This is a genomic window from Stenotrophomonas sp. X, assembly GCF_055721025.1.
The window spans coordinates 2,980,595-3,007,069 of record NZ_CM146756.1 but is presented as its reverse complement, the minus strand read 5'-3'; the positions used below and the strand labels follow the sequence as shown (position 1 = coordinate 3,007,069).

Sequence of the window (26,475 nt, the reverse complement as noted above, 5' to 3'; positions counted from 1 at the left end):
GGCGCGCGCTGTGCTGATCGGCCGCGCGCCCGCGCATCCTCACGTCTGGCTTGCAGCGGGGCATGGCATGCTCGGCATCAGCATGAGCGCCGGCACCGGCCAGCTGATCGCCGATCTCGTGTGCGGCCGCACGCCAGCGATCGATCCTGCCCCTTACCGACCCGAGCGATTCCGATGAGCACTGCACCTTATGATTACGACCTGATCGTCCTTGGCGGCGGTTCCGCCGGCCTGGCCGGTGCCATCCGTGCAGCGCAGCATGGCAAGCGCGTGGCGATGCTGGAACCGGGCGAACTGGGCGGTACCTGTGTCAATGTTGGCTGCGTGCCGAAGAAGGCGATGTGGCTGGCGGCCGATCTGCACGAGCGCATCGGCCTGGCCAATGCGATGGGCTTCGATGTCGAGGCACGCCCGGCGCTGTCGTGGAAGGAGCTGGTGATCCATCGCCAGGCCTACATCACCAACATCCACACCAGCTACCACAAGCGCCTGGATGAAACCGGCGTGGTGCGCATCCCTGCGCGCGGCCGTCTGCTCGATGCGCATACCGTGGCCTGCAGTGACGGCGTGCATTACAGCGCCGAGCACATCCTGATCGCCACCGGCGCGCATCCGCTGCGTCCGGATATTCCCGGCGCGGAACTGGGCCTGGTTTCCGATGATTTCTTCGATCTGCGTGCGGCACCGGCCGAGGTGGCGATCATTGGTGGCGGCTACATCGCGGTGGAACTGGCCGGGTTGCTGCAGGCACTGGGCAGCAAGGTGAGCCTGCTGGTGCGGGGCAAGCGGTTGCTGGAGCGCTTCGACTACGAGCTGACCGACCAACTGGCCGAGAACCTGAAGCAGCAGGGCGTGCGGATCCACTTCGACTATCGCCTGCGCGAACTGCAGCGCGATGGCGAGCGCGTGCGTGCCTTCGGCCATGACGGCCCGATCGACAGCGTGTTCGATGCGGTGTTCTTTGCCACCGGCCGCCGCGGCAACAGCCGGGGCCTGGGTCTGGAAGCGCTCGGCATCGGCATCGGCGAGCACGAGCAGGTGCAGGTGGACGAATGGCAGACTACCTCTGTGCCGAGCGTGCACGCGGTCGGTGACATCGCCGGCAAGGTCGGCCTGACCCCGGTGGCGGTGGCCGCTTCGCGGCGGCTGATGGACCGGCTGTTCGGTGGACGTCCGCAATCGAAGATGGATTACGAGAACGTGGCCAGCGTGGTGTTCTCGCATCCGCCGCTGGGTGCAGTGGGCATGAGCGAAGAGGAAGCACGCGCGCGTTTTGACCAGGTGAGCGTTTACCACAGCCGTTTCCGCCCGATGCTGCAGGCGCTGGCCAACGGCACCCAGCGCAGCCTGTTCAAGATGGTCTGCGCGGGCCCGGAGGAGCGCGTGGTGGGTATCCACCTGCTGGGCGAAGCGGCCGACGAGATACTGCAGGGCTTCGCGGTGGCGGTGAAGATGGGCGCGACCAAGGCCCAGTTCGACGACACCGTGGCGATCCACCCGACCTCGGCCGAGGAAGTGGTGCTGATGCGCTGAGCCCGCAGTTATAGAGCCGAGCCCACGCTCGGCTGCTTTTCGCCCAGGCTTGGCGAAGCCGAGCGCAGGCTCGGCTCTACAGGGCACCGAGGGCGCCCGTGCGACAATGGGCGCCCCCACGCCTTACCGGGCCGCTCTGCGCGGCCCGCTGTCGTCCTGATGTCCACGCCCGCTTCCCGCATCGCTACGGCTTCCCCCCGCATCGCGCTGGGGGGTATCGGCCTGGCTGCGATCGGCGCCATTGCTGCTTCCGGCAAGGCCATCATCGTCAAGCTCGGCCTGCGCCACGGCGTCGATGCCACCACGCTGCTCGCCCTGCGCATGCTGATGGCGCTGCCCTTGTTCGCGTTGATGGCCTTGTGGGCCGCGCGCCGGGCCACGCCGCTGTCCTGGGCCGACCGTGCCCGCGTGCTGTGGCTGGGCTTCACCGGCTATTACCTGTCCAGCCTGCTCGATTTCCAGGGCCTGCAGTACATCAGCGTGACGCTGGAACGGCTGATCCTGTACTTGAACCCGACCCTGGTGCTGCTGATCAACGTGCTGCTGGCGCGCCAGCGGCCGGGACGCTGGCAGATCGGCGCGCTGGTGCTGAGTTACCTCGGCGTGCTGCTGGCCTTCGGGCACGACCTGCAGCGCGAGGGCGGCCAGATCATCGTCGGCAGCCTGCTGGTGCTGGGCAGTGCGCTCAGCTACGCGCTGTACCTGTTCGGCAGCGGGCAGGTGGTCGCGCGCATCGGTGCAGTGCGGCTGACCGCCTATGCCAGCTGCGTGGCCAGCGTGCTGGTGCTGCTGCATTTCGCGGTGACCCATCCGCTGCCACTGCTGTGGCAGGCACCGGCGCCGGTACAGTGGCTGTCGCTGGTCAATGCCACTGTCTGCACGGTGCTGCCGGTGCTGGCGATCATGTTGGCGGTGCAGCGCGTGGGTTCGTCGCTGGCCGCACAGGTCGGTATGCTGGGCCCTGTTTCCACCATCGTGATGAGCCTATGGCTGCTCGACGAACCGATGGGGCCGGCACAGATCGCCGGCACCGTGCTGGTGCTGATCGGCGTTCTGCTGGTGACCCGCCTGCGGCGCTGACGCCGGAGCAGGCGCGCGCGCGCATCCTGGCGGTGATCCGCGCGATCCCGGCGGGGCAGGTGATGGGCTACGGCCAGGTGGCGATGCGCGCGGGCCTGCCCGGGCGTGCACGCCTGACCGCGCGCATCCTGGGCCAGAACGACGACCCGGACCTACCCTGGCACCGCGTGCTGCGCTCGGATGGGCGCATCGCCATGGAAGAAGGGTCGGCGGGCTGGCGCGAGCAGTCGCAGCGGCTGCGTGCCGAGGGCGTGGTGGTTGAGAACGGCCGGGTGCGGATGCCCACGACCGATCCGGCGGTAGCGCTGGATGCTGCCGTTTGGGGCCCGCGCTGAGCATCGCTGGCGACTGAACAGGCCGGACCCGCGGGTCGCCAACAAGACACGATGCTGCGGCTATGATGGAGGCCGTTCCATGCCGGTGCTCCCATGTTCCCGCGACTGCCAACCGTCACCAAGGCCCTGCTGATCGCCAACGCGATCCTGTTCCTGCTGCAGCAGCCGTTCCTGCTCGGCATGCAGACCTTCGAGCCGTTCATGCTGCAACCGCTGCAGCAGGGCTTCGATGCGTTCTCGCCGGGTGGCAACTTCCAGCCGTGGCAGCTGCTGACTTACGGTTTCCTGCATGGCAGCTTCATGCATCTGTTCTTCAACATGCTGGCGGTCTTCATGTTCGGCGCGCCGCTGGAGCAGACCTGGGGCGAAAAGCGTTTCCTGCTGTATTACCTGGTGTGCGTGGCCGGTGCAGGCGTCTGCCAGCTGCTGGTGGGCACGCTGCTGGAAAACCCAGCCACGGTGCTGGGGGCCTCTGGCGGCGTGTTCGGCCTGCTGCTGGCTTACGGCATGCTGTTCCCCAACCAGCGGGTGATGCTGCTGTTCCCGCCGATCCCGATGAAGGCGCGGACCTTCGTGATCCTGTTTGGCGTGGGCGAACTGGTGCTGGGCATGACCGGCTTGCAGCCAGGCGTGGCCCACTTCGCGCACCTCGGCGGCATGCTGTTCGGCTGGTTGCTGATCCGCTACTGGCGCGGGCAGCCGCCGTTCAACAAGCGCCGCCCACCCGGCCCGCCGAATCGCCCGAACCATCTGCGCAGCGTCAAATGATCCGAAGGATCATTTGACGCTGCAGGTGCCAACCTTGGTTGGCACGCCCTCACAGATCCTGCAACACCACCTGCGCCGCATTGTGACCTGGCGCGCCGGTCACGCCGCCCCCGGGATGTGTTCCCGACCCGCACAGATACAGGCCGGGCAGGGCACCACGATAGCCAGCCTGGCCAACCATCGGCCGTGCCGAGAACAACTGGTTGGCACTGAGCGCTCCGTGGAAGATGTCGCCGCCGATCAGGCCGAAGGTGCGCTCCAGATCCAGCGGTGACAGCACCTGGCGGCCCAGTACGCTGCCAGCGAAACCCGGCGCATACCGTTCAACGGTGGCGATCATCAGATCGGCCACCGTTTCACGATGATCATCCCAGTGACGCCCACCGGGCAGCACGGGCGCCACGTGCTGGCAGAACAGGCTGGCGACGTGCTTCCCCGGCGGCGCCAGCGAATCGTCCAGCGTGCTGGGAATGAGCATTTCCACGATTGGTTCGCGTGACCAGCCATTGCGACGCGCATCCAGCCAGGCACGGTCCATGTAATCCAGGCTTGGGGCCATGATGATGCCGGCGCTGAGGTGATCGCCGGGACCGGGCAGAGCGCGGAAGTCCGGCAGCTGCGACAGCGCGACATTCATCCGGAACGTGCCGGAACCGCAGCGCCAGTTCACCATGCGTTCGCGCGTCGCGTCCGGTACTTGCTCCGGTGCCAGCATCTGCTCGTACAGCAGCTTTGGATTGACGTTGGCGATCATCGCGCGTGCGCGCAGGATTTCGCCGTTGGCCAGCGCCACGCCCACGACACGACCCTGCTCGATCAGCAGGCGTTGCACACCGGCATCCACGCGCAGCTCAGCCCCGGCCTCCCGCGCGGCAGTGGCGATGGCCTGGCTGATCGCGCCCATGCCACCGATCGCATGGCCCCACGCACCTTTCATGCCATTGCACTGGCCGAACACGTGGTGCAGCAGTACGTAGGCACTGCCCGGTGTATAGGGGCTTGCGTAGTTGCCGACGATGCCATCGAAGCCGAACAGCGCCTTGATCGGCTCGCTTTCGAACCAGCGGTCCAGGTACTCGGCCGCCGACAGCGTGAAAAGGTCCAGCAGCTCCTGCCGCAGCGAGGCATCCAGCGTGGCCAGTTCACGACCGAGACGGCCCATCTGCCACAGGGCGGGCAGCGCACGCCAACCGCCTGCTGCACCCAGGTCCGGCGGCGCGCGTAGGGCCCAGGCGCGCAGCACGTCGGCGAAGATCTCCAGGCGCGCTTCGTATTCGGGTAGCCGCTGTGCATCCCGCTCGGAAAACTTCGCGACCTCGGCCTGGGTGCGGCCCGGTGCGGACAGCAGGTAGCGGCCGTCCGGCAATGGCAGGAAGTTGTTGGCCGGGCGATTGATGATGCGCAGCCCATGCGCATGCAGCTGCAGATCGTCGATTACCTTTGGTTGCAGCAGCGACACCGTGTAGGACGCCACCGAGTTGCGGAACCCGGGGTGGAATTCCTCGGTGACCGCCGCGCCGCCGAGAACGCCACGACGTTCCAGCACCAGCACCTTCTTGCCAGCGCGTGCGAGATAGGCCGCGCAGACCAGGCCGTTGTGGCCGCCACCGATGATGATCGCATCCCAGGACATCAGCACCTCGGAAAAAGGGGACGGAGGGGATTAAGTCGCAATCCGCATGGGGTCACAGGCAATGGGGAATAACGACTTAATCCCCTCCGTCCCCTTTTTTGATTGCCGCTTCGATGGTGGCGATGTCGATTTTCTTCATCGGCATCATCGCATTGAAGGCGCGCTTGGCCAGTGCCTTGTCCTGGCTGGTCACCGCTTCGATCAGCATGCGTGGGCTGATCTGCCAGGAAACGCCCCATCGGTCCTTGCACCAACCGCACTGGCTCTCCTGTCCGCCGTTGCTGACGATGGCGTCCCACAAGCGGTCAGTCTCGGCCTGGTCCTCGGTCTGGATCTGGAAGGAGAAGGCTTCGCTGTGCTTGAACGCGGTGCCGCCGTTGAGGCCGACGCAGGGGATGCCGCAGACCGTGAATTCGACCGTCAGTACGTTGCCTTCCTTGCCGTCCGGGTAGTCGCCCGGGGCGTGGTGGACAGCGCTCACCGCGCTGTCGGGAAAGGTGTTGGCATAGAAGGTGGCGGCCTCGAGCGCGCCGTTGTCGTACCAGATACAGATCGTGTTCTTGTGTGCCATGGTCGGGCTCCGCAGCGGACGAAGGCGCAGCGATAGCACGCCTGGTGTTAATGCGGCATCGTGCTGCAGCGCAGGGGAAAGCAGTTCCCGGCAACGGCAGCACGAAGGACGAAGCGTGCAGCCCCTGATCCTGGATGGATTGGGGTGCTTGGTGGGCGGCTGATCCACCTGCTGACGGACCTGCCGGAGCTGGAGCTGTTGGTGGCCTGGCGTACTCTGGCGCCGGCGCTGCAGGCCGAGCGGCCCGACCCTGCAGACCAAGGGCCGTGGTCGTGGTGACGCGCCGCTGGTCGAGCGTTTCGGCGCGGTCTCGGTCGGCCTTGCGCTGGTGGCGGGTGGGGGCGCCTGCAGTTGATGCCACGACGCTGGCCGCTGCTGGGCATCGCGCTGCCACGCGCACTGCTGCCTGGCGACATCAGCTTCGAGTACGACGTGGACGGGCAGTTCGTGTTCGATGTAGAAAATCGGCGCGCCGCTGGTCAGGTGCATCGTGCCTTACCGGGGCACGCTGCAGCCTGCGTGACGGGTGACGCAGGCGAGCATGTCTGCAGCGGGTGTGTCGGAATCGGAACGACATGCTGTCGCTTTGGACGCTGCATGTTGTGCGTCAGCACTGTGGCGTGACGTATGTTGTCTGTCGTGGCGTGCGTCGTGCATCCGTACCTGTCGTTGCTTGGTCCACTGAATATCCAGGCTTTTCAAGTGCATGGATTGAACCATGGGCCGCGTCGAGGCTTGCATCGTGGCGTATTCCACCCGATTCATCGCCGGTTGCAGCACTGCCTTGCGCGGCAGAACCGTGCCTATAACTCCCCGGTAGTTCCATCAACGGAGAGGGATTCATGGCAGTTGCATCCATACATCGCGTGCTAAAGCGCAGCGCACTTTCGGCAGTATTGTTTTCCATCGTTGGCAGCGTTGCCGCGCAGAGCACGACCGGCACGCTGTACGGCAATGCTAGCGGCTCCGAAGGCGCGACCGTCATTGCGCAGAGCGACAGTGGCCTCAAGCGCACGGCCGTCATCGACGCCCAGGGGCGCTACAGCTTCGGTGCGTTGCCGGTGGGGCGCTACAGCATCAGCCTGCAGCGCGACGGGCGCATCATCGAACAGCGCGATGATGTGCAGCTGCGCGTGGGCAGCGGTACCGAAGTGAGCTTCGCCGCACAAGGCCCGGCGACCACGCTTGATGCGGTCGATGTCACGGTCGCCCACATGCCGAAGATCGATGTGACCCACACCGTCTCTAAGTCGGTCATCACCTCCGAGCAGCTGGACGTGTTGCCGCTGGGGCGAAGCGCTGAATCCATCGCGCTGCTGGCGCCGGGCGTGGTCGCTGGTAGTGGCTCCTTCAGCAATGGCTCGCGCTCGGTGCTGTCGTTCGGCGGCGCCAGCGTCACCGAGAATGCGTACTACCTCAACGGCTTCAACGTCACCAACCCGCTCAACTATCTGGGCGGCATCAGCCTGCCGTACGGCTCCATCGACCAGCAGGAAACTTTCACCGGCGGCTACGGCGCGGCGTATGGCCGTTCCACCGGTGGTGTCATCAATCAGGTCGGCAAGCGTGGCACCAACGCGTGGCGGTTCGGTGCGCAGGTCACCTGGTCGCCGGCCGGGCTGGCCGAGTCTCCGGCATCGGTGCACTACCCGGACATGGCCCTTCCGGAAGGATATGCCTTCGAGAATCCGTCCAAGCCGGGCACGCTGTATCGCTACCGGCGCGGTGACAAGGCAACCACGACGACCTACAGCGGCTATGCCAGTGGCCCGTTGATCGAAGACAGGCTGTTCATCCACCTAGCTGCCGAATCGAACCGTCGCGAAGGCGTTGCAACCGCCAACGAAGCCGCCGCGCAGCAGGTGCGCAACCACTACCGCGTTGACACGCCGAAGTTCTACGGCAAGATCGATTGGAACATCAACGACAGCAATACGCTGGAGTACACCCGCTTCCAGGACACAGATCGTACCGCTGGCTACTACCGGGAGTTCGACTACAAGACGCTGTCCGAGGGGGATCGCACCGGTACGTTCCCCAACCTGGTCAAGTCCAGTACCGACGTCGATATCTTCAAGTACACCGGTTACCTCAACGATGCATTGACCTTCAGTGCCGTGTGGGGGCGCGCGCGTACCAGCAACCTCGAATTCAATCCGCTGGACTCGGGCAACCCCTATATCAGTGGTGCCGGCAACCAGGATCCCTCGTTGAACGGTGGCACGCCGATCCGCAACGATCAGCCCGATCTCTACAGCAAGGCACCTGATGCGGGCAGCACGACCCACGGGCTGCGCATGGACCTGCAATACCGCATCGGCAACCACGAGTTGACTGCCGGCGTCGACAACATGACCTACCGGGCCAACAACGAAGGGCAGTCCATGACAGGCCCCGGTCATGCCTGGATCTATTCGCGTGGCAATCCGGGCGCATCGCCCAGCCCGGGCTTCGGCATCGCCCCGCCGGGGGGCGAGGGCTATTTCGTGCAGAAGTACATTTTCTCCACTACCACCAGCATGTCGGTGAAGCAGCGGGCCTACTACCTGGAAGACCGCTGGCAGCTGACACCCGATTGGCTGCTGACGCTTGGCCTTCGCAACGACCGCTTCACCAACTTCAACAGCGACGGCCGCGCCTACGTGGAGAGCGGCGACCAGTGGGCGCCACGCCTGGGCGCCAGCTGGGATGTATTCGGCAATGCTTCGTTGAAGCTGTTTGCCAACCTGGGCCGCTACTACCTGGCGCTGCCCAACAGCGTGGCTATCCGCGGCGCCTCCGCATCGACCTACACGCGCGAATACTTCGCCTATACCGGCATCGACGCCAACGGCAACCCGACCGGCCTCACACCACTGGGGCCGGGTCCGGTGTCGGCCAATGGCGAGTACGGGCAGGCGCCCGATCCGCTGGCCGTCGCGCCGACCGACCTGAAGTCGCAGTACCAGGACGAGCTGATCCTGGGCTTCGAGAAAACCTTGGGCAGCCGTTGGAACAGCGGTGCCAAGGTCACCTACCGCAAGCTGCAGTCGGCCATTGACGATACCTGCGATTCAGACCGCTTCGTCGACAGACTTGCAGGCATGGGTCTGGATGCCGACACTTTCGATCTGCCTGGTTGCGTGATCTTCAATCCGGGTGCCACCAACACTTTCCAGCTGCGGCACCGTGATGGCTCCGGCTACACGCCGGTCAGCATGAGTTCGACAGACTGGGGCTACGACGGCAAGAAGGCGAAGCGCCAGTATGTGGCACTGGATCTGTTCATCGAACGTCCGATGTCCGACGGCTGGTCCGGCCGCCTGGACTACACCTGGTCGCGTAGCTTCGGCAACACCGAAGGGCAGGTGAGATCGGATATCGGCCAGAGCGATGTGTCCAAGACCCAAGACTGGGATGCGGCGGCGTTGATGGAGTACGCCGGCGGCTACCTCGCCAATGATCGCCGGCACCAGTTCAAGGCGTTCGGTGCCTACCAGATCGATGACGAATGGACAGCCTCTGCCACGGTTCGGGTGATGTCGGGCATGCCGAAAAGCTGTCTGGGCTACTACGGCAGTGATCAGACCGATCCACTCAATGGCTACGGCTCGGCCTACCACTACTGCAATGGCAAGCCTTCGCGTCCCGGCGACGCGGGCCGGCAGCCGTGGACGGCGCAGCTGGACATGGGCGTGATGTATCGCCCCGGGTTTGCTGACAACCGGCTTGGCCTGGGACTGAACATCTTCAACGTGCTCAACCAGCGGCGCCAGCTGCAGTCCACTGCCAAGTACCAGACCGGACCGGACACGGTCTCCAACATCTACGGTATGGGCAGCTACTTCACACCACCGCGGACAGTGCGCCTGAGTGCCTCATACGACTTCTGACCTGCGCGAACAGCGGTTCTCTCTCGCCGCAAGGGTTGGTTTGGCCCTGATCCGTCAGGGCCTTTTTCCCTCCGTTTCCGCAATAGAAAGGGCGCCGGAGGCGCCCTTTCATCAATAACAAACCATCAGACCTCAGCGCCAGACCTTGATCTGGTCGGCTTCGCTGCGCTGCATCGGCTGCCCGGCCTTGCAGCTGAAGGTGGCACCGAACGCCGGCAGGTTCGCCAGCGTGCCGTTGCTGCGCCACAGGCCCGGTGCACGGATGTCGGCGGTCAGGCGACGCACGGCCTCGTTCGGCGACAGCTGTTGCGCCCACAGCGCCGACCACGCGCGGAAGAAGCCCTGCTGCTGTGCCTGCTTGGCTTTCGGCTCCTGCGCGGCATACGCCGCCCATGCCAGTTCCAGGCCGGCGATGTCGGCCAGGTTCTCTTCCTGGGTCAGCGTGCCGTTGACCTTGGCACCCTTCACGCCCGGGAAGTCGTAGGCGCTGTACTGCGCGGCCACGCGATTGCCGAGCAGGGTCCAGGCGGTCTTGTCGGCCGGGGTCCACCAGCTGCGCAGCTCACCCTTGGCATCGACCAGAGCGCCCTTGGCATCGATCGCACGGGTCAGCTCATGGCCGACCAGGCCCCCGAAGCTGCCGAACTTGTCGGCGGTGTCGGCCTTGGCGTTGAACACCGGGCCCTGCAGGATCGCGGCGGTGACGATCAGGCGGTTCTGCGCCAGGTCGTAGGCCAGCGACGGCTGCTGCGGCAGCACATCCCAGCGACGGTCGGCATTGCCCTTGCCGATGCGCTTCATTTCCTCGCGGTGGCGCCAGGTCGAAGCAATCAGCATGTTGCCACCAAACGAGCCGCGCCCCATCGGCTGCACGCTGTAGTCCAGGTCGCGCAGCGGCGTGCCGATCTCGATCTTCAGCGCAGCCAGCTTGGCTTGCGCTTCAGCCTTGGCTTCGGCGCTCATCCAGCTGTTGTTCTTGACCGCTTCGATCTGTACTTCGCGCAGCTTGTCGACGATCCACGCCGCCTGGCGACGATCTTCGGCGGACAGGTAGCGCGCGGCATATTCGCGGCCCACCATCGGGCCGGCGGCCACGTTGATCGCATCGAGCACGCTTTCCCAGCGCTGCGGTGGCAGGGTTTCGCCGCGCAGCACGCGGCCACGGAATTCGAACTCGGCGTCGCGGTAGGCCTTGGACAGGTACGGCGCCATCGAATCGCCCACGCGCCAGCGCAGGTAGGCTTTCCACTGGTCCGGCTTGAGCTTGGTGACCATGCCGTCGAGCTGCTTGAACAGGCCCGGATCGGCCAGCGAGACCAGATCGTCATCCACGCCCTGTGCCTTCAGGAACGCGTCCAGCTGCAGGTTGCGGTAGCGGCTGTTGAGCTCCTTGGTGGAGATCGGCGCGTAGTTGTTGAACGGGTTGTTGATGCCGGCCAGCGACTGCGCGTTGCGCGCCAGCTCGGTCTCCAGCGCGATCACCGCCTGCGATTCGGCATCCAGCTTGGCCGCCGGGGTGCCGGTCAGCGCCAGGATCTGCTTGACGTAGTTGCGGTAGCGACCCATCAGCGCCACGGTATCGGCGTCGGTGCGGGTATAGAACGCGGGATCCGGCAGGCCCATGCCGCCCTGCATGAAGTAACCGATGTGGCGGTCCAGTGCCTTCAGGTCGACGTCAGGGCCGAAGTTGAAGGCGACCGGGATGCCCACCTGGTGCAGCGCGGCGATCGAGGCCGGCACATCCTTGGCCTTCTTGATGGCGTTGATGCGGGTCAGCAGCGGGGCGATTGGATTGGAACCGTCCGCTTCCACGGCGGCTTCGTCAAGGCCGCTGGCCCAGAAGTCACCCAGCAGCTTCTGCACGTTGCCCTGCGGCGACTTCATCGCGGCGTCGAGCAGGTCGCGCTGCTGCTGGCGGCTGCGGTCGACCAGCTGGCCCAGTGCGGTCGTGGCGCCGGTCTGCGGCACCGGGTTGGCCTTCAGCCAGCCTGCATTGGTGGCGTCGTAGAAGTCGCTGCACTGGGCGCTGACCGCCGGGGCGCGTGAGGCCTTCTTCTTGGCGGCGGCAAACGCATCGTGGGTCGGGAGCAGAGTCGCCAGGCTGATGCCCAGGGCGATGGCAAGCGGACGGAAGTTGGGCATGTGGAACGAATCCGTGATGGATTGAGGGCGCGCGCACTATAGCAAGCCGGGCATGGGCGCGGCATGCACGCATCACGGTGGCTCCGCCGAGCCGTGCGCCGACCAAGGTCGGCATCTACCAACGGCGTGGGCCATGCGCGGATGACGGGCGCTGTGAAAAACAAAGGCCCGGGAATTCCCGGGCCCTTGCAGGTATGCCGCAACGTCAGCCGTTGCTTACCAGATCACCACCTGCTGCTCGCCGGTGCGGGCCATCGGCGAACCGGCCTTGCACTGGAACGCGGCGGCGAAGGTCGGCAGGTTCGACGGCGCACCCATGGCGCGGAACTGCGCCGGGGCGTGCGGATCGGTGGCCAGGCGGACCTTGGCGTTTTCCGGGGTGTACTTGGTGCGCCACACGGTGGCCCAGTTGAAGAAGAAGCGCTGGTCGCGGGTGAAGCCATCGACCTTCGCATCTTCCTTGCCGGCGGAGGCCTTCTGCAGCGCGTCGTAGGCGGTGGCCAGGCCACCCAGGTCGGCGATGTTCTCGCCCAGGGTCAGGTGGCCGTTCACCGCCTGGCCGTCGACCTTGTACTGGTCGAACTGCTTGACCAGCTTGCCGGTGAGGCCTTCGAAGTTCTTCTTGTCGGCCGGGGTCCACCAGTCTTCCATGTTGCCGGTCGGCCCGAAGCGTGCACCCTGGTCGTCGTAACCGTGGGTCATTTCATGGCCGATCACCGCACCGATGCCGCCGTAGTTCAGCGCGTCGTCGGCCTTCGGATCGAAGAACGGCGGCTGCAGGATGGCGGCCGGGAACACGATCTCGTTCTGCAGCGGGTTGTAGTAGGCGTTGACGGTCTGCGGGGTCATGCCCCACTCGGTCTTGTCCACCGGCTTGCCGATCTTGGACAGGTTGAACTTGTAGTTGAACTCGTTGGCCGCGCGCACGTTGCCGAGGAAGCTGTCGCGCTGGGTCTGCAGGCCCGACCAGTCGCGCCACTTGTCCGGGTAACCGATCTTCGGGGTGAAGGTCTCCCACTTGGCGATGGCCTTGGCCTTGGTTTCGTCGCTCATCCAGCTCAGGCCCTGGATACGGTCCTTCAGCGCGGCGGCCAGGTTCTTCACCAGTTCTTCCATCTTCGCCTTGGCTTCCGGCGAGAAGGCGACCTTCACGTACAGCTGGCCGAAGGCTTCACCTGCATCATTCTCGATGGTGCCCAGCACGCGCTTCCAGCGCGGCTTCTGTTCCTTCTGGCCGTTGAGGGTCTTGCCGTAGAACTCGTAGTTCTCCTGCACGAAGGCGTCAGCCAGGTACGGCGAGGCGCTGTCCACGGTGTGGAAGCGCAGGTAGGCGCGCCACACCGACGGGTCGGTATCGCCCAGCGCCTTGCTCACTTCCTCATGGAAAGCTGGCATGGCCAGCGAGAACTTCTCCGGTGCGGCCACGCCCTGCGACTTGAAGAACTCGGTCCAGCTGAAGTTCGGGGTCAGCTTGTCGGCGTCGGCCAGGGTGACCGGGTTGTAGTACAGCTCGACGTTGCGCGACAGCTCGACGCGCGACTTGGAAGCCTTGGCCAGGCGGGTTTCGAACTTGACCACATCCTCGGCCTGCTTGGCCGCGTCGGCCGCGGCGACGCCGGACAGCTCCAGCACCTTGGCGACGTGCGCCTGGTAGGCCTTCAGCTTGTCGGCGTTCTTGGCATCGGTGTAATAGGTGGTATCCGGCAGGCCCAGGCCGCCCTGGCTGGCGTAGGCCATGTTCATGGCCGAGTTCTTGAAGTCGGCTTCGGCACCGAAGCCGAACAGGACGTTGTCACCCTTGGCGGCGCTGGTGCGCAGGTAGTTGGCGATCGCTGCCTTGTCCTGCAGGCCGTCGATCGCCGCCAGGTCGGCCTTCAGCGGCTCGATGCCCTGCGCGTTGATCTTCGCTTCGTCCATGCCGGTCGCCCACAGGTCGCCGACGATCTTCTCGATGTGGTTCGGGTTCTTGACCTGCGCGACCTGTTCGGCCAGCTGGTGCTGCACGGCCACCGAGCGCTCGTCGAGGATGGTGAACGCGCCCCAGCTGGTGCGGTCGCCCGGGATTTCATTGGCGGCCAGCCACTTGCTGTTGACGTAGTCGCCAAAGGCGGTGCAGGCGTCCTTGGTGGTGTCCAGGTCGCTCGGCTGGAAGGCGTTGTAGGCCGGCAGCTTGCTCTCGTCCAGCTTATAGGTGGTGGCTTCGGCGGTGGCCGGGGCGGAGGCGGCGGCGTCCTTGGCCGGGGTTTCAGTCTTGCCGCAGCCGACCAGCGCGGCCGAAACGGCCAGGGTCAGCAGCACGATCTTGGGAGTACGGGTCACTTGAATGGCCTCCGGGCCGAGTGAGTCAGGGAGTGGCCGCAGGTGCGACCGTGGGCCGAACGATACGCCGCCGGCCAGGCCTGCAAGGGTGTCGAAGGTCATGGTCGGGCGCAAGGGCTTTTGCCGGGCCCGGAAAAGGCAGACCCGGCAAAAGCCGGGTCTGTCGGGTGTTGCGGTTCTGGATGGATCAGAACTTGTAGGTGGCGCCCATGTACATGTAACGGCCGATGTTGTCGTACATCGCCGAACCGACGTCGGAGCCGAAGTAGTTCACCGGCGGATCCTTGTCGAAGGCATTGTCGATGCCCATGTAGACGTCGATCTTGTCACCCGGGAAGCGGTAGCCGAACTGGAAGTTGTGGTACGTGTACGAGCCGTTGCGGATCGGGCTGGTCTGTCCAGGGTTGGCCTGGTAGCTCTTCGGCTGCACACGCAGGTTCGGGCCGACGTAGGTCATGTCCCACGACGCGCGCCACTGGCCCAGCGAGTACTTGGTCTGCAACTGGCCACGCCAGCGCGGATCGGTCACCCAGGTGACGTTCTCGTCGTACTCGTTCGGGAAGGCCTGGAAGGCCCACTCGCGCGACTGCAGCAGACGGGTGCCCACCAGGCGGATGACGGTGTCACCCTCGGCCAGCTTGAAGCGGTAGTCCATTTCCAGATCGACGCCGACGCGACGCGAGCGGGCGAGGTTTTCGTTCAGCGCAACCCAGCGGCTGATCGAGTATTCCGGGAAGGTGCGGCCGCCAGCATCGGTCTTGCCGCCCACCGGTGCGCGTTCGATGAAGCCGCAGAAGCTGTTGTTGATCCCCCCCGGCGAATCCACGCAACGGGTTGCATTGGTCTGCGCGGTCACCGCACCAATGGCGTCCTTCAGACTGATCCACCAGTAGTCGACGGACATGCCGAAGCCCTGCAGGAAATCAGGCTGCCAGACCAGGCCATAGGTGAAGCTGCGTGCGCGTTCCGGCTTCAGGTCCGGATTGCCGCCGCTGACGCCCGGGCGGGTGGCAGTGTAGGTGTCGACCCAGCCGACCGGCACGCCCAGCGCCGAGCAGTTGGCCTGGCGCAGTGCCGGGTCCGCCGCGGTGTTCGGGCGGTTCGGGTTGGTGGCCAGGTAGTTGCAGGGGTCGTTGACCGTGGCGAAGTTTTCGCTCTGCGGGTTGTACAGCTCACCGATGCTCGGTGCGCGCACCGCCTGCGACAGGGTGCCGCGGGCACGCAGCGACGGGATGATGGTCCAGTCCAGGCCCACCTTCCAAGTGGTGGTCTTGCCGATGCTGCTGTAGTCCGACCAGCGGCCTGCGGCGTCCAGGGTCAGGTTGTAGATGCCCGGGATGTCAGCCAGTAGCGGCACTGTGGTTTCAACGAAGGCCTCGCGCACGTCGTACTTGCCCATGCGGTTGGGAATGGCGTTGAGGAAGGTGAGGCCCTGCGCGGCCAGCGGATCGGTGATCTCGCGGCTCTTTTCGCGGCGGTACTCCACACCACCGGCCACGCCGACATCACCGGCCGGCAGGCTGAAGAGCGAGCCGTTGGCCAGCGACGCGCTGAACACCGACTGCTGCAGGCGCGAGTAGTTGAACGAATTGACGTTCATCCAGTCACGTGCGGCTTGGGTCACCGCGCCGTTGCCGAACACCGAGAACGGCACGCAGCCTTCGCGGGCGAACTGCGAGTACACGCGGTTGCCGTTGTTGGGGTTGGTCGCGTTCGGGTTCAGCGTGGTGCGGCAGACGATCTGGCCAGTGGCCGGGTTGACCACGGTATCCAGGCCAGCCTGCCAACGCTCGTTGATACGGTTGTTGAGGTTCCAGCGCTTGACTTCGCTCTGGCCCCAGTTGCCGTAAACGTCGTAGGTCCAGTTCTCGGTCAGGTTGCCTTCCATGCCCAGCACAAAGCGCTGGGTGTTGCGCTCCACGTGCTCACCACGCTGGCCGGCGTCGACGTTGAAGCGGCTCAGGGTTAGCTGGCTCAGGCCGGCGCTGGTCATCAGTGCACGCAATTGCGGCGACACGTAAGCGTTATCGCGCTGGATGCGCAAGGTCTGGTCGAACGACGGCTGTGCCAGGAAGTCCGACTCGGTTTCGGTGTACTTGCCTTCGAAGTACAGGCGATGGTTGTCGGTGAGGTCGAAGTTGACGACCGTGTTGATACTCTTGCGGTCGAACTTCGGCTGCAGGTCGGCAACCGAGTTCAGGTCGGCGAAATCACAGTTCACGCAACTGGTTGCGCTGACCACGGTGCCGTCGTAGCGCTGCTTGCGGAAGGTGCCATCCGGGTTGAACTGGTAGCGGTTGCCCCAGGTAGCCGGATTGTTCGGGTTGAAGGTGCCGATGTTGAAGGTACCGCCGAAGGAGATCGAGTGATTGCCGCCCGGGCCTGCCAGCACGGTTTCCGGGTTGCTTTCGCTGGACGGCTTGCTGCTGTCGTAGTTCGGGTTGCGCACCGACACCAGGAACTCGTTGCCGATGGCGCGGTCGGTGCGGACGAAGCGGTCCTGCTTGCTGTACTCAAGGGCGACGGCGGCGTTGCCGCGGCCACCAGCGAAGTCGGTGCCGGCCGAGGCGCTGATGAAGGAGCGGTTGAAGCCGCCTTCGCTGGCCATGCCGGTCTGACCGCGCACTTCGGCGCCGTCGAAGGACTTCTTCATGATGAAGTTGACCACGCCAGCCACGGCGTCGGCGCCGTACACGGCCGAGGCACCACCGGTGATCACTTCCACGCGCTCGATCCATTCCACCGGGATGGTGTTGACGTCCACGGCCGAGGAGCCCGAGGTCGCGCCGACGTGGCGGCGGCCATTGACCAGCACCAGAGTGCGCGAGGTGCCCATGCCACGCAGGTCCATCAGACCCACGCCGGCGGTGCCGATGAAGCGGGTCGAGTTGCCCAGCGTGTAGGTCGGTGTCAGCGCTGGCAGGCGCGTCATCAGATCGCCGATGTTGTTCGCACCGGTGGCACGAATCTCCTCGGCGGTGATGGCCGTGACCGGCGAGGGGGTCACAAAGCCCGTACGCGCAATGCGCGAGCCGGTCACACTGACGCGATCGAGGTCGATCGGATTGGAGGAGGCTTCCTGCGCGAAGGCAGGTGCTGCGGCCACGGCGAGCAGACCGACGAGCAGGGCGCTGCTGAGCGGGTGACGGCCAGGTGGGCGGTTGTACGTCATCGTTATGGGTCCCCTAATGAATTGAAGCGTGCTGTTCCGTCCGTTCGTTACACCTAAGTTCATATAACGGGCGTCGTTCATGGAACCTAACACGGCCTTAACGAGAAATGCATACAAATGTCACAAAATGGTACTGGGTGCACTTCGAAGTTGGCTGAAAGTGCAACAAATACAATCGTTTAATATCAATTGTGATCTGCCGGCCACAACTTGATGACGCGAAGCTGAACGTGGTGGGATGGGCCACTTTGCGCAAATAGGCGTTTCATCATCCGTCCAGGAGCGGTGTTCATCAGAGGGGCGGAGGAAGCTGCCGTAGTTGGCCTGCAGCGTGGCGATCCCCCCGCTTGGCGACCAGGTCGTCGATGTGTCGGAGCGTGCCTTTGCGTAGCTTTCGTAATTCCAAATCGACGTCGGGTTGCCCAGCAGGTCCTGGAAGTCCTCACCCGGCTGCACCTGCACTTCATGCTTCAGCATGTTGGTGTAGTTGTCCGAGAACTGCAGCGAACCGAAGCGGCCGATGTCTTGCAAGTACGTGAAGCCGACGGCAAGGGCCTGCAGGTTCTGGCAGGCTCATCTTCGGGGGGGCACAGCGAGCTCAGGTTGCTGGCCGAATCGCGTACGACCCAGTCGGCCACGTCCTGATGGGTGGCCGAGGAGCTCTTCGGCAAGTCGTTGCGGCAGTAGTACTCGGCCAGCAGCAGCGGGTCTATGCTGGCTGCATCAACTCCGTTCTCGATCTTGCAGTTGTAGCAGTCGGCCGAGATCGATAGGTTTCTACAACCGGGGTATGGGCCGATTCGGCCAAGTTGCACTCGGTTTCTACGGCTACATGCCGAAGAATTGTGGTCAGGCGGCAAACGTGCTTGTGCCGTTCGTGGAGGGCGTGGATGCGTTCGATGAGCCCAAGTGCCAGCTCCGCTGGGGCCGGGAATGGGCAGGCCCTGTTCCACCAGGGCCTGTTCTTCCATCCGCTCAGGCCGGATACGGAAAAGCCCCGCCATGGCGGGGCTTTTCCGTTACTGCGGTTGCGGGATTACTTCACGCCGAACGCGTACTTGGCCTGCACGTAGATCGCGCGCCCGTAGGCGTTGTACAGGTAGTTGTTGTACGGCTGGCCGCTGGTGCCGGCGAAGCTGTAGCGCTGATTGTCCGGCATCTTGTTGAACACGTTGTTGACCATCAGCGACAGGGTCAGGTTTTCCATCGCGCGGTAGTTCACGCTCAGGTTGTAGGTGGTGTAGGAACCCCACTTGCCTGCCTTGTAGCCGGAGCTGTGGACGTAGTCATAGCCGTTGCCCACGTAAGCCATGTAGTTCGGCGTCTTGCCGATGTAGTTGGCATACAGGGTGGTGGTCCAGTTGTCCTTGGCCCAGCCGATCGAGCCGTCCGCGCGTACCTTGGCGTACGAGTCATACACCCACATCGCATACGGGTCGTGCAGCAGGTCCAGGAACTCGTCACCCGGCTGCGGCTGCAGCTTGCGCTTGAGCATGTCGGTGTAGTTGGCCGAGAACTGCAGCGAACCGAAGCGACCGATGTCCTGCACGTACTTGAAGCTGGCGGTCAGTGCTTCCAGGTTCTGGCGGGCGACGTTCATCTTCGGCGTGTAGATCTCGTCGAGCACGCCCGATGCATCACGGGTGATCCAGTCATCGACGTTCTGGCAGCTGGCCGAGGTGTTGTTGGACTGGCCGTTGCGGCAGTAGTACTCGGCCAGCAGCAGCTGGTCGGAGCTGAGCGTATCGACCTCGTTCTTGATCTTCCAGTTGTAGTAGTCGACCGACAGCGACAGGTTGTTGATCGGTGCCCACACGACGCCTGCATTCCAGACGTCGGCGGTGATCGGCTCCAGGTCGGGGTTGCCCGAGCGGGTGCCGAACACCGAGACGCTGTCGTACGGGCAGCCGGTGGTGTTGGCCGGGTCGTAGCCCAGCTGGCCGCAGCGGTAGTAGTCGGTGGAACCGTTGGCGTAGTAACCGCTGCGACCCTGGAAGGCATCGGACAGGGTCGGTGCGCGGAACGCCGTACCGTACTTGCCGCGGAACAACAGGCTTTCGATCGGGCGGAACTCGATGCCGACGCTGTAGGTGGCCTTGTCCACGGTGTTGCTGCCGATCTTGAAGGCGTCATAGCGGCCGGAGCCGGTGACGGTCAGCGTTTCCAGCAGCGGCATGCGCAGTTCGGTGGTCACCGCATAGTTGCTGCGATGGCCGGCACCGGATACGGCGGTGGTCCCCCACACGCTGCCATCCATCAGGCCCGGGTCGGGCGTGTAATCCCAGCCTTCACTGCCGCCTTCCAGAACCACGGCGAAGCCAGCATCGCCACCCGGCAGCTTGAACAGCGAGCCATTGGTGACCTGGGCGCGGGCCAGGTTCTGCCAGGTGCGGCTTTCGCTGTAGCTGTAGCCGGTGAAGCTCTGGAAGTCACCAGCGGGCAGCGGTGCGTAGAACGCTTCCCAGTTCGGGCTGTAGATGTTGTAGCCGGTGCTGGTGGTACCCAGCACCGGGCCCAGCACACGCTGCTCGAAGTAGTCGTTGATCGGGTCGTTCCAGCGCACGAAATTGCGCTCGGTCAGCTTGTACTCGCCACGGGTGAAGCTGAGGCTGTAGTCCCAGTTGCCTGCGGTGCCGCGGCCGCCGAGGGTGACCTGGTAGGCCTTGTTGCGGTCGGTGTTCATGATGTCGCGGTAACCGCCGCCGCCGATGTCCTCCGGCGCGAACACGCGCTGCAGGTTCATGTACTGGCCGCTGGCCTGGTCGTAGAAGCGGCCCCAGCCCGAGGAGGTGCCCCACCAGGTGTAGCCGGAACCGGTGGCGTACTTGACCTCCTCCAGGCTGTACAGCGCGTCGCCGAACAGCTGGAAATTGTCATTCACGTCGAAGGTGGCCGAGCTGTAGATCTGCCCGCTTTCCTTGCCGTTCTTGATGGTCTTGTACCCGGTGCCGTAGACAGAGCCGCAGGCCTGGCCGGTCGGACGGGTACCGAGCACGGTGGTGCCGTCGAACTGGCCCGCCACGTTGGCGCACCGGTTCGGGTCCATCATCGCGTAGCGGTTGTTGGCGGCCGGCAGCAGCACCAGGAAATCGTTGGAGACGTACTGCGGGCTGTAACCGTCGGGGTTGTTGACCTTGGTCAGGTCGCGCTGGTAACCCCAGATCGGGCTGGTCTTCTCATACTGCACGTTGACCAGTGCATGGAAGCGGTCATCCTTGGAGTTGAAACCGCGTGCGCCGCTGAAGCGGAAGCTGTTGCCGCCTCCTTCGCTGTAGGCACCGCCGCGCACATTGAGCACGCCGCCATCCATGCGCTCCTTGAGGATGATGTTGACCACGCCGGCGATCGCGTCCGAGCCGTACAGCGACGACTGGCCACCCGGCAGGATCTCGATGCGCTCGACGATGTCGATCGGGATGCCGCTGATGTTGTTGAAGGTATCGCCGCCGTTGTACAGCGCCGGATACGAGAGCATCGGGCGGCCGTTGATCAGGTACTTGGTATAGCCCGGGCTGAGGCCGAACATGCCCGCCGCTTCGGCGCCCTGGGTGAAGGATGCGGAGGTCTGGCCACCCTGCAGGCCGCCCGTGGACAGCGAGGACTGCTGCAGGACATCGGCGACGCTGGTGAAACCGCGGGTCTGGATATCCTCGGCGGTGACGGTCAGGACGGGCGTGTGGTTCTCGATCTCGGTCTGCGGAATCAGCGACCCGGTGACGGTCACACGATCAAGCTGGGTCGGCGCATTGCCGTCCTGGGCCAGGGCGGTGCCGGAGGCCAGGAGGGTGCCGAGCAGGGCGAGGGTCAGAGGGTGGCGCGAGAGCGTGGAACGTTGGCGAGACATGGTGGATCCCCGTAGTGAGCAATGTCTTGGCGGCGCATTCCCTGCGCATTAACAATTCGTTCAGTGTGACTCCATTCAGGTCGACCGTAACACGTCGTTAACGCTGCCAACACAGGGCTGTCACATCAAGGTGCCGTTGGGAGATGAAAAAACGCTTCAGAATCAATGGATAAGGCGACTTGTTTTGGCATGTTTCAAAAGTTTGCGGCGTGCAAGGGAGCATGTCGGCATGGCGGATATGCCTTGTAGATCAATGCGTTGCCTTGGATCAGCGCTGCCGGGAACCCGGATGTTTGTGCGTTGTGGATCACACTTTCTGCTACAGGCCGGACAGGGAGCGGGCAGTGGTGCAAAAAAAAGGCCCCGCCGAAGCGGGGCCTGGTCCAGACACGCGGTCCGGAATACGACGGGATCAGAAGTCGTACTTGACCTGGGCCGAGATCTGACGGCCGTAGACGCTGTAGAAGCCGTCGTTGAACGGGGTCGATTCGTTGCCCGGGTAGTTGTAGCGCTGGCCTTCCGGCAGCTTGTTGAACACGTTGTTGACCATCAGCGACAGGGTCAGATCGTCCTGTGCCTGGTAGTTCAGGCTCATGTTGTACGTGGTGTACGAGCCCCACTTGCCGGCCTTGGCGCCGGAGGAGTGGACGTAGTCGTAGCTGCGGCCGGTGTAGGCCAGGTAGTTCGGGGTGCTGCCGACGTAGTTGGCGTACACGGTGGTGGTGAACTTGGAGATGGCCCAGCCCACCGACACGTCGCCGCGTACCTTGGCGAAGTTGTCGTAGTACCACATGTTGTACGGATCGCTCAGCAGGTCCAGCTTCTGCGCACCCGGCAGGGCCACCACTTCACGCTTCAGCATGTTGGTGTAGTTGCCGGAGAACATCAGCGAACCGAAGCGGCCCAGGTCCTGCTGGTACTTGGCGCCGACGGTCACCGCTTCCAGGTTCTGGCTGGCCACGTTGAGCTTCGGGGTGTACACGCGGGTCAGGTTGCCACCGGCGTCGCGGGACACCCAGTCGGTCACGTTCTGGCAGCTGGCCGAGGTGTTGTTCGGCAGGCCGTTGCGGCACTGGTACTCGGCCAGCAGCAGCTGGTCGGTGCTCAGGGTCTTGACCTCGTTCTTGATCTTCCAGTTGTAGTAGTCGACCGACAGCGAGAAGTTGCTCACCGGGGCCCACACCACGCCTGCGCTCCACACGTCGGCGGTGATCGGCTTCAGGTCCGGGTTGCCGGACTTTTCGCTGTACACCGAGGTGGTCTTGTAGAACGAGCAGGCTTCGTCACGCAGCGCGTAACCCATCTGGCTGCAGCGGTAGTAGTCGTTCTGGCCGGAGGCGAACGAGCCGCTCATGCCCTGGAAGGCATCGGACAGGGTCGGCGCGCGGAACGCGGTGCCGTACTTGCCGCGCAGCAGCAGGCTTTCCACCGGACGGTATTCCAGGCCGATGCTGTAGGTGGCCTTGTCGACGGTCTTGTCGGCGATCTTGAAGGCGTCATAGCGGCCCGAGGCGCTGATGGTCAGCGACTCGAATACCGGCATGCGCAGTTCGCTGGTCACCGCGTAGTTGCTGCGGTGGCCGGCACCGGCCACGGCGGTGGCGCCCCAGGCGTTGCCATCGACGAAGGCCTGGTCGGGCGAGTAATCCCAACCTTCGCTGCCGCCTTCCAGCACCACGGCCAGGCCGGCGTCGCCGCCCGGCAGGGAGAACAGCGAACCGTTGGTCACCTGCACGCGACCCAGGTTCTGCCAGGTCTTGCTGCGATGGGTGCCATAGCCGGTGAAGCTGGCGAACTGGTCCGGGGTGATCGGCGAGTAGAAGGCGGTGTAGTTCGGGTTGTAGATGCCGAAGCCATCAGCAGTGGTGCCCAGGCGCGGGCCCAGCACGGTGTCGCCGAAGAAGCCTTCGATCTTGTCCTTCCAGCGCGCGAAGCGGTTCTGGTCCAGACGGTATTCGCCGCGGGTGAAGCTGGCGCTGTAGTCCCAGTCGCCGACCATGCCCTTGCCGCCCAGGGTGACCTGGTAGGAACGGCTCTCATCGGAGTTCAGGATGTTGTTGTAGTGGCCCGGGCCGATTTCTTCCGGCGCGAAGGCGCGCTGCAGGTTCACGACCTTGCCCAGGCCCTGGTCGTAGAAGCCGCCCATCACCGACTTGGTGCCCCACCACAGGGCGCTGGAGCCGGAGGTGAACTCGGTCTTTTCCTTGCTGTACAGCACGTCGGCGAACAGCTGGAAGTTGTCGTTCACGTCGAAGGTCATCGACGAGTAGAACTGGCCGCTGTTCTTGCCGTTCTTCAGGGTCTTGTAGCCGGCGCTGTACACCGAGCCGCACGATTCGCCCGATGCACGCTTGCCGACGGTGGTGGTGCCGTCGTACAGGCCTGCCACGTTGGCGCAGCGGGTCGGGTCCATCATGTACAGCTTGTTGTCGGCGTTGCCGATGACGGCAAAGTCGTTCGACGGCAGCTGCGCGGTGTAACCGACCGGGTTGTTCTGCTTGGTGATGTCACGCTGGTAGCCCCAGATCGGGCTGCCGTTCTCGATCTGCACGTTGACCAGCGCGTGGAAGCGGTCGTCGAACGCGTTGAAGCCCTTGGCGGCGCTGAAGCGGATGTTGCCGCCACCACCTTCGGTGTAGGTACCGCCACGGATCGACATCGTGCCGCCGTCCATGCGTTCCTTCAGGATGATGTTGACCACGCCGGCGATCGCGTCCGAGCCGTACAGCGACGACTGGCCGCCCGGCAGGACTTCGATGCGCTCGACGATGTCGATCGGGATGCCGCTGATGTTGTTGAACGACTCGCTGCCGTTGTACAGCGCCGGATACGAGAGCATCGGGCGGCCGTTGATCAGGTACTTGGTGTAGCCCGGATTCAGGCCGAACATGCCGGCGGCTTCGGCGCCCTGGGTGAACGCACCCGAGGTCTGGCCGCCCTGCAGGCCGCCGGTCGTCAGCGATGACTGCTGCAGCACTTCAGCAACACTGCTGAAGCCGCGGGTCTGGATGTCTTCGGCGGTGATGGACATCACCGGGGTCTGGGTTTCGACCTGGGTCTGCGGGATCAGCGAACCGGTGACGGTGATCTTGTCCAGGTTGGTCGCCTTGTCCTGGGCCATTGCCGGGGAGGCGGCCATCAGAGCGGAAAGCAGGGCGACGGCGAGCGTGTTGCGACGTGCGGTATTGCTGACGTGTTTCATGTAGTTCCAATGGAGAGCAAAAAACAAAAACGGCACTGCGCATGCGCCATCGCGCGGGCCGCAACAGCGGGCTCCGCAGCTCAAAACAGTGCTGATCGAACGTAACATGAACTTAACAATCTGTGCACGAATCCGTCGCAATCCTGAATTTCAGTCAGGTTACGTCCAGCTTGTATGATGCTGGGTTATCCCCCTGACTCCGCCGGTGCTCGTTGTGAACAGTTCTCCCCGCCGTCCCCATGCCAGCCAGGTCCAGAAGGGACTTACGCCGCATGCCCGCATCCGCAATGTCATCGCGGTCGGTTCGGGCAAGGGCGGCGTCGGCAAGTCCACCACCTCGGTGAACCTGGCCGTGGCGCTGCAGCAGCTCGGTGCGCGGGTGGGCGTGCTCGACGCCGACATCTACGGCCCCAGCGTGCCGGCCATGCTGGGGCTGTACGGCCGCCCGGAAAGCCCGGACAACAAGAGCATCGAGCCTCTGCGTGCGTTCGGCGTGGACACCATGTCGATCGGCTACCTGATCGAAGAAGACACCCCGATGATCTGGCGCGGCCCGATGGCCACCTCGGCGATGACCCAGCTGTTCAACGATACCCTGTGGGACGACCTGGATTTCCTGCTGATCGACCTGCCGCCGGGCACGGGTGACATCCAGCTGACCCTGACCCAGAAGATTCCGCTGGCCGGTGCGGTGATCGTCACCACGCCGCAGGACATCGCCACGCTGGATGCGAAGAAGGCGCTGAAGATGTTCGAGAAGGTCGAGGTGCCGGTGCTGGGCATCGTCGAGAACATGGCGGTGCACACGTGCAGCAGCTGCGGGCACATCGAGCACCTGTTCGGCGAGGGTGGCGGCGAGCGCATGGCCGCGCAGTACGGCGTGCCGCTGCTGGGGTCGCTGCCGCTGCAGATCGGCATCCGCGAGCAGGGCGATGCAGGCACGCCGATCACCGTGGCCCAGCCGGATTCGGCACCGGCCCAGGCCTATCGCCATGCCGCGCAGCGCCTGATCGAGGAAGTCGGCAAGCGCCCGCGGGCCTCGATCCCGATCCTGTCCTCGCTGCTGTAAGTGCCGGGGCAGGGGCCGCCGGCGCAGGCCGGCCCCCTGCTAGAATCCTCGCGCCCCCTCGTACCCCCAGGACAAAGCATGAGCATCAAGAGTGACCGTTGGATCCGCCGCATGTCCGAGCAGCACGGCATGATCGAGCCGTTCGAGGCCGGGCAGGTCAAGCAGGCCAACGGCCAGCGCATCGTCAGCTACGGCACGTCCAGCTATGGCTATGACGTGCGCTGCTCGCGCGAGTTCAAGGTGTTCACCAACATCAACTCGACGATCGTCGATCCCAAGCATTTCGATCCGGGCAGCTTCGTGGATATCGTCGGCGATGAGTGCATCATCCCGCCGAACAGCTTCGCGCTGGCGCGTACCGTGGAGTACTTCCGCATCCCGCGCGATACCCTGGTGGTGTGCCTGGGCAAGAGCACCTACGCGCGCTGCGGCATCATCGTCAATGTGACGCCGCTGGAGCCGGAATGGGAAGGCCACGTCACCCTGGAATTCAGCAACACCACACCGCTGCCGGCGCGCATCTACGCCAACGAAGGCGTGGCGCAGATGCTGTTCTTCCAGGCGGCCGCCGACGACATCTGCGAGACGTCGTACCGCGACCGTGGCGGCAAGTACCAGGGCCAGACCGGCGTGACCCTGCCGCGGACCTGAAGATTGCAGGCGATTTGTAGAGCCGAGCCATGCTCGGCTTCAATGCAGGGCAGCCGAGCATGGCCCGGCTCCACATGAAGGAAGGCGGCGCAATGCGCCGCCTTCCTTATTTGCCGCGACCGAACAGCATCGCGATGCCGACACCCACCAGGGCCACCGGCCACCAGGTCAGCAGCAGCTTGGACAGGTTCAGGTGCGTCCAGCCGAGATTGCTGGCGAGCATGAACAGGCCGATCAGGATCAGCAGGACGGCGGCAACGAGGTTGAATCGCATCGGGTCGGCG

General features: G+C 64.5%; 16 protein-coding genes and 1 pseudogene. 8 read left to right on the top strand and 9 right to left on the bottom strand.

Going from position 1 to position 26,475, the window contains the following annotated elements; genetic code table 11:
- Nucleotides 1-25: 25 nt before the first annotated feature.
- From ACZ75I_RS14005 to ACZ75I_RS13985, 5 genes and pseudogenes are all read left to right on the top strand, one after another.
- A pseudogene (locus ACZ75I_RS14005) lies at nt 26-178 on the top strand (amino acid dehydrogenase); the annotation flags it as partial.
- Nucleotides 175-1,533, top strand: coding sequence for a glutathione-disulfide reductase (gorA, locus tag ACZ75I_RS14000; RefSeq protein ID WP_065196966.1), 1,359 nt, complete (start codon nt 175-177; stop codon nt 1,531-1,533). The pseudogene ACZ75I_RS14005 and the gene gorA, both read left to right, overlap by 4 nt.
- A gap of 159 nt (nt 1,534-1,692) precedes the next feature.
- Nucleotides 1,693-2,613 carry a DMT family transporter gene (locus ACZ75I_RS13995; RefSeq protein ID WP_061479639.1) on the top strand — a complete coding sequence of 307 codons (921 nt, stop codon included), beginning with the start codon at nt 1,693-1,695 and terminating at the stop codon, nt 2,611-2,613.
- Nucleotides 2,520-2,948, top strand: coding sequence for an MGMT family protein (locus ACZ75I_RS13990; protein ID WP_472958101.1), 429 nt, complete (start codon nt 2,520-2,522; stop codon nt 2,946-2,948). Before ACZ75I_RS13995 ends, ACZ75I_RS13990 begins: the two co-directional genes overlap by 94 nt.
- Before the next feature lie 93 nt (nt 2,949-3,041).
- Nucleotides 3,042-3,716 (top strand): rhomboid family intramembrane serine protease, encoded by a 675-nt coding sequence (locus tag ACZ75I_RS13985; RefSeq protein ID WP_061479637.1) that lies wholly within the window; start codon nt 3,042-3,044, stop codon nt 3,714-3,716.
- A 49-nt stretch (nt 3,717-3,765) separates the two neighbouring features.
- Here the strand turns inward: ACZ75I_RS13985 and ACZ75I_RS13980 are convergent, their stop codons facing one another.
- Nucleotides 3,766-5,349: a phytoene desaturase family protein gene (locus tag ACZ75I_RS13980; RefSeq protein ID WP_346477116.1), complete on the bottom strand. Its 1,584-nt coding sequence runs from the start codon at nt 5,347-5,349 to the stop codon at nt 3,766-3,768.
- Nucleotides 5,350-5,425: 76 nt separating this feature from the next.
- Entirely contained in the window at nt 5,426-5,920 is a 495-nt protein-coding gene (locus ACZ75I_RS13975) for a VOC family protein (protein WP_061479636.1), read from the bottom strand.
- Between the two features lie 842 nt (nt 5,921-6,762).
- Between ACZ75I_RS13975 and ACZ75I_RS13970 the strand changes: the two genes are divergently transcribed.
- A complete protein-coding gene (locus ACZ75I_RS13970; RefSeq protein WP_180870274.1) occupies nt 6,763-9,792 on the top strand; it encodes a TonB-dependent receptor in 3,030 nt (1,009 codons plus the stop codon).
- 132 nt (nt 9,793-9,924) lie between these two features.
- Here the strand turns inward: ACZ75I_RS13970 and ACZ75I_RS13965 are convergent, their stop codons facing one another.
- The 6 genes from ACZ75I_RS13965 to ACZ75I_RS13940 form a co-directional block, all read right to left on the bottom strand.
- On the bottom strand, nt 9,925-11,934 hold the full coding sequence (locus tag ACZ75I_RS13965) for a M13 family metallopeptidase (protein WP_134968065.1): 2,010 nt from the start codon (nt 11,932-11,934) through the stop codon (nt 9,925-9,927).
- A 216-nt stretch (nt 11,935-12,150) separates the two neighbouring features.
- Nucleotides 12,151-14,253, bottom strand: a complete 2,103-nt coding sequence (locus ACZ75I_RS13960; protein WP_346477115.1) for a M13 family metallopeptidase — start codon at nt 14,251-14,253, stop codon at nt 12,151-12,153.
- Nucleotides 14,254-14,440: 187 nt separating this feature from the next.
- Nucleotides 14,441-17,425 carry a TonB-dependent receptor domain-containing protein gene (locus ACZ75I_RS13955; RefSeq protein ID WP_134968066.1) on the bottom strand — a complete coding sequence of 995 codons (2,985 nt, stop codon included), beginning with the start codon at nt 17,423-17,425 and terminating at the stop codon, nt 14,441-14,443.
- A 120-nt stretch (nt 17,426-17,545) separates the two neighbouring features.
- Nucleotides 17,546-17,956 carry a hypothetical protein gene (locus ACZ75I_RS13950; protein ID WP_229298473.1) on the bottom strand — a complete coding sequence of 137 codons (411 nt, stop codon included), beginning with the start codon at nt 17,954-17,956 and terminating at the stop codon, nt 17,546-17,548.
- A 505-nt stretch (nt 17,957-18,461) separates the two neighbouring features.
- The gene (locus ACZ75I_RS13945; protein ID WP_065179173.1) at nt 18,462-21,269 is read right to left on the bottom strand and encodes a TonB-dependent receptor domain-containing protein; all 2,808 of its coding nucleotides are present in this window, start codon (nt 21,267-21,269) and stop codon (nt 18,462-18,464) included.
- A gap of 412 nt (nt 21,270-21,681) precedes the next feature.
- Nucleotides 21,682-24,471, bottom strand: a complete 2,790-nt coding sequence (locus ACZ75I_RS13940; RefSeq protein ID WP_242893865.1) for a TonB-dependent receptor plug domain-containing protein — start codon at nt 24,469-24,471, stop codon at nt 21,682-21,684.
- Nucleotides 24,472-24,685: 214 nt separating this feature from the next.
- On the opposite strand from ACZ75I_RS13940, the gene apbC reads away from it, so the two are divergent.
- Both apbC and dcd read left to right on the top strand, forming a co-directional pair.
- Nucleotides 24,686-25,540, top strand: a complete 855-nt coding sequence (gene apbC, locus ACZ75I_RS13935) for an iron-sulfur cluster carrier protein ApbC (RefSeq protein WP_346477114.1) — start codon at nt 24,686-24,688, stop codon at nt 25,538-25,540.
- A gap of 78 nt (nt 25,541-25,618) precedes the next feature.
- Nucleotides 25,619-26,191, top strand: coding sequence for a dCTP deaminase (dcd, locus tag ACZ75I_RS13930; protein WP_005418012.1), 573 nt, complete (start codon nt 25,619-25,621; stop codon nt 26,189-26,191).
- Between the two features lie 106 nt (nt 26,192-26,297).
- Here dcd and ACZ75I_RS13925 read toward each other — a convergent pair whose 3' ends face one another.
- Nucleotides 26,298-26,465, bottom strand: a complete 168-nt coding sequence (locus ACZ75I_RS13925) for a LiaI-LiaF-like domain-containing protein (protein WP_005418011.1) — start codon at nt 26,463-26,465, stop codon at nt 26,298-26,300.
- Nucleotides 26,466-26,475: the final 10 nt, after the last annotated feature.

What these genes read in the sequence shown, in the direction of transcription:
- gorA (WP_065196966.1), top strand. Translation starts at nt 175, where the DNA reads ATGAGCACTGCACCTTATGATTACGACCTGATCGTCCTTGGCGGCGGT.
- ACZ75I_RS13995 (WP_061479639.1), top strand. Translation starts at nt 1,693, where the DNA reads ATGTCCACGCCCGCTTCCCGCATCGCTACGGCTTCCCCCCGCATCGCG.
- ACZ75I_RS13990 (WP_472958101.1), top strand. Translation starts at nt 2,520, where the DNA reads ATGGCTGCTCGACGAACCGATGGGGCCGGCACAGATCGCCGGCACCGT.
- ACZ75I_RS13985 (WP_061479637.1), top strand. Translation starts at nt 3,042, where the DNA reads ATGTTCCCGCGACTGCCAACCGTCACCAAGGCCCTGCTGATCGCCAAC.
- ACZ75I_RS13980 (WP_346477116.1), bottom strand. Translation starts at nt 5,349, where the DNA reads ATGTCCTGGGATGCGATCATCATCGGTGGCGGCCACAACGGCCTGGTC.
- ACZ75I_RS13975 (WP_061479636.1), bottom strand. Translation starts at nt 5,920, where the DNA reads ATGGCACACAAGAACACGATCTGTATCTGGTACGACAACGGCGCGCTC.
- ACZ75I_RS13970 (WP_180870274.1), top strand. Translation starts at nt 6,763, where the DNA reads ATGGCAGTTGCATCCATACATCGCGTGCTAAAGCGCAGCGCACTTTCG.
- ACZ75I_RS13965 (WP_134968065.1), bottom strand. Translation starts at nt 11,934, where the DNA reads ATGCCCAACTTCCGTCCGCTTGCCATCGCCCTGGGCATCAGCCTGGCG.
- ACZ75I_RS13955 (WP_134968066.1), bottom strand. Translation starts at nt 17,425, where the DNA reads ATGACGTACAACCGCCCACCTGGCCGTCACCCGCTCAGCAGCGCCCTG.
- ACZ75I_RS13945 (WP_065179173.1), bottom strand. Translation starts at nt 21,269, where the DNA reads ATGTCTCGCCAACGTTCCACGCTCTCGCGCCACCCTCTGACCCTCGCC.
- ACZ75I_RS13940 (WP_242893865.1), bottom strand. Translation starts at nt 24,471, where the DNA reads ATGAAACACGTCAGCAATACCGCACGTCGCAACACGCTCGCCGTCGCC.
- dcd (WP_005418012.1), top strand. Translation starts at nt 25,619, where the DNA reads ATGAGCATCAAGAGTGACCGTTGGATCCGCCGCATGTCCGAGCAGCAC.
- ACZ75I_RS13925 (WP_005418011.1), bottom strand. Translation starts at nt 26,465, where the DNA reads ATGCGATTCAACCTCGTTGCCGCCGTCCTGCTGATCCTGATCGGCCTG.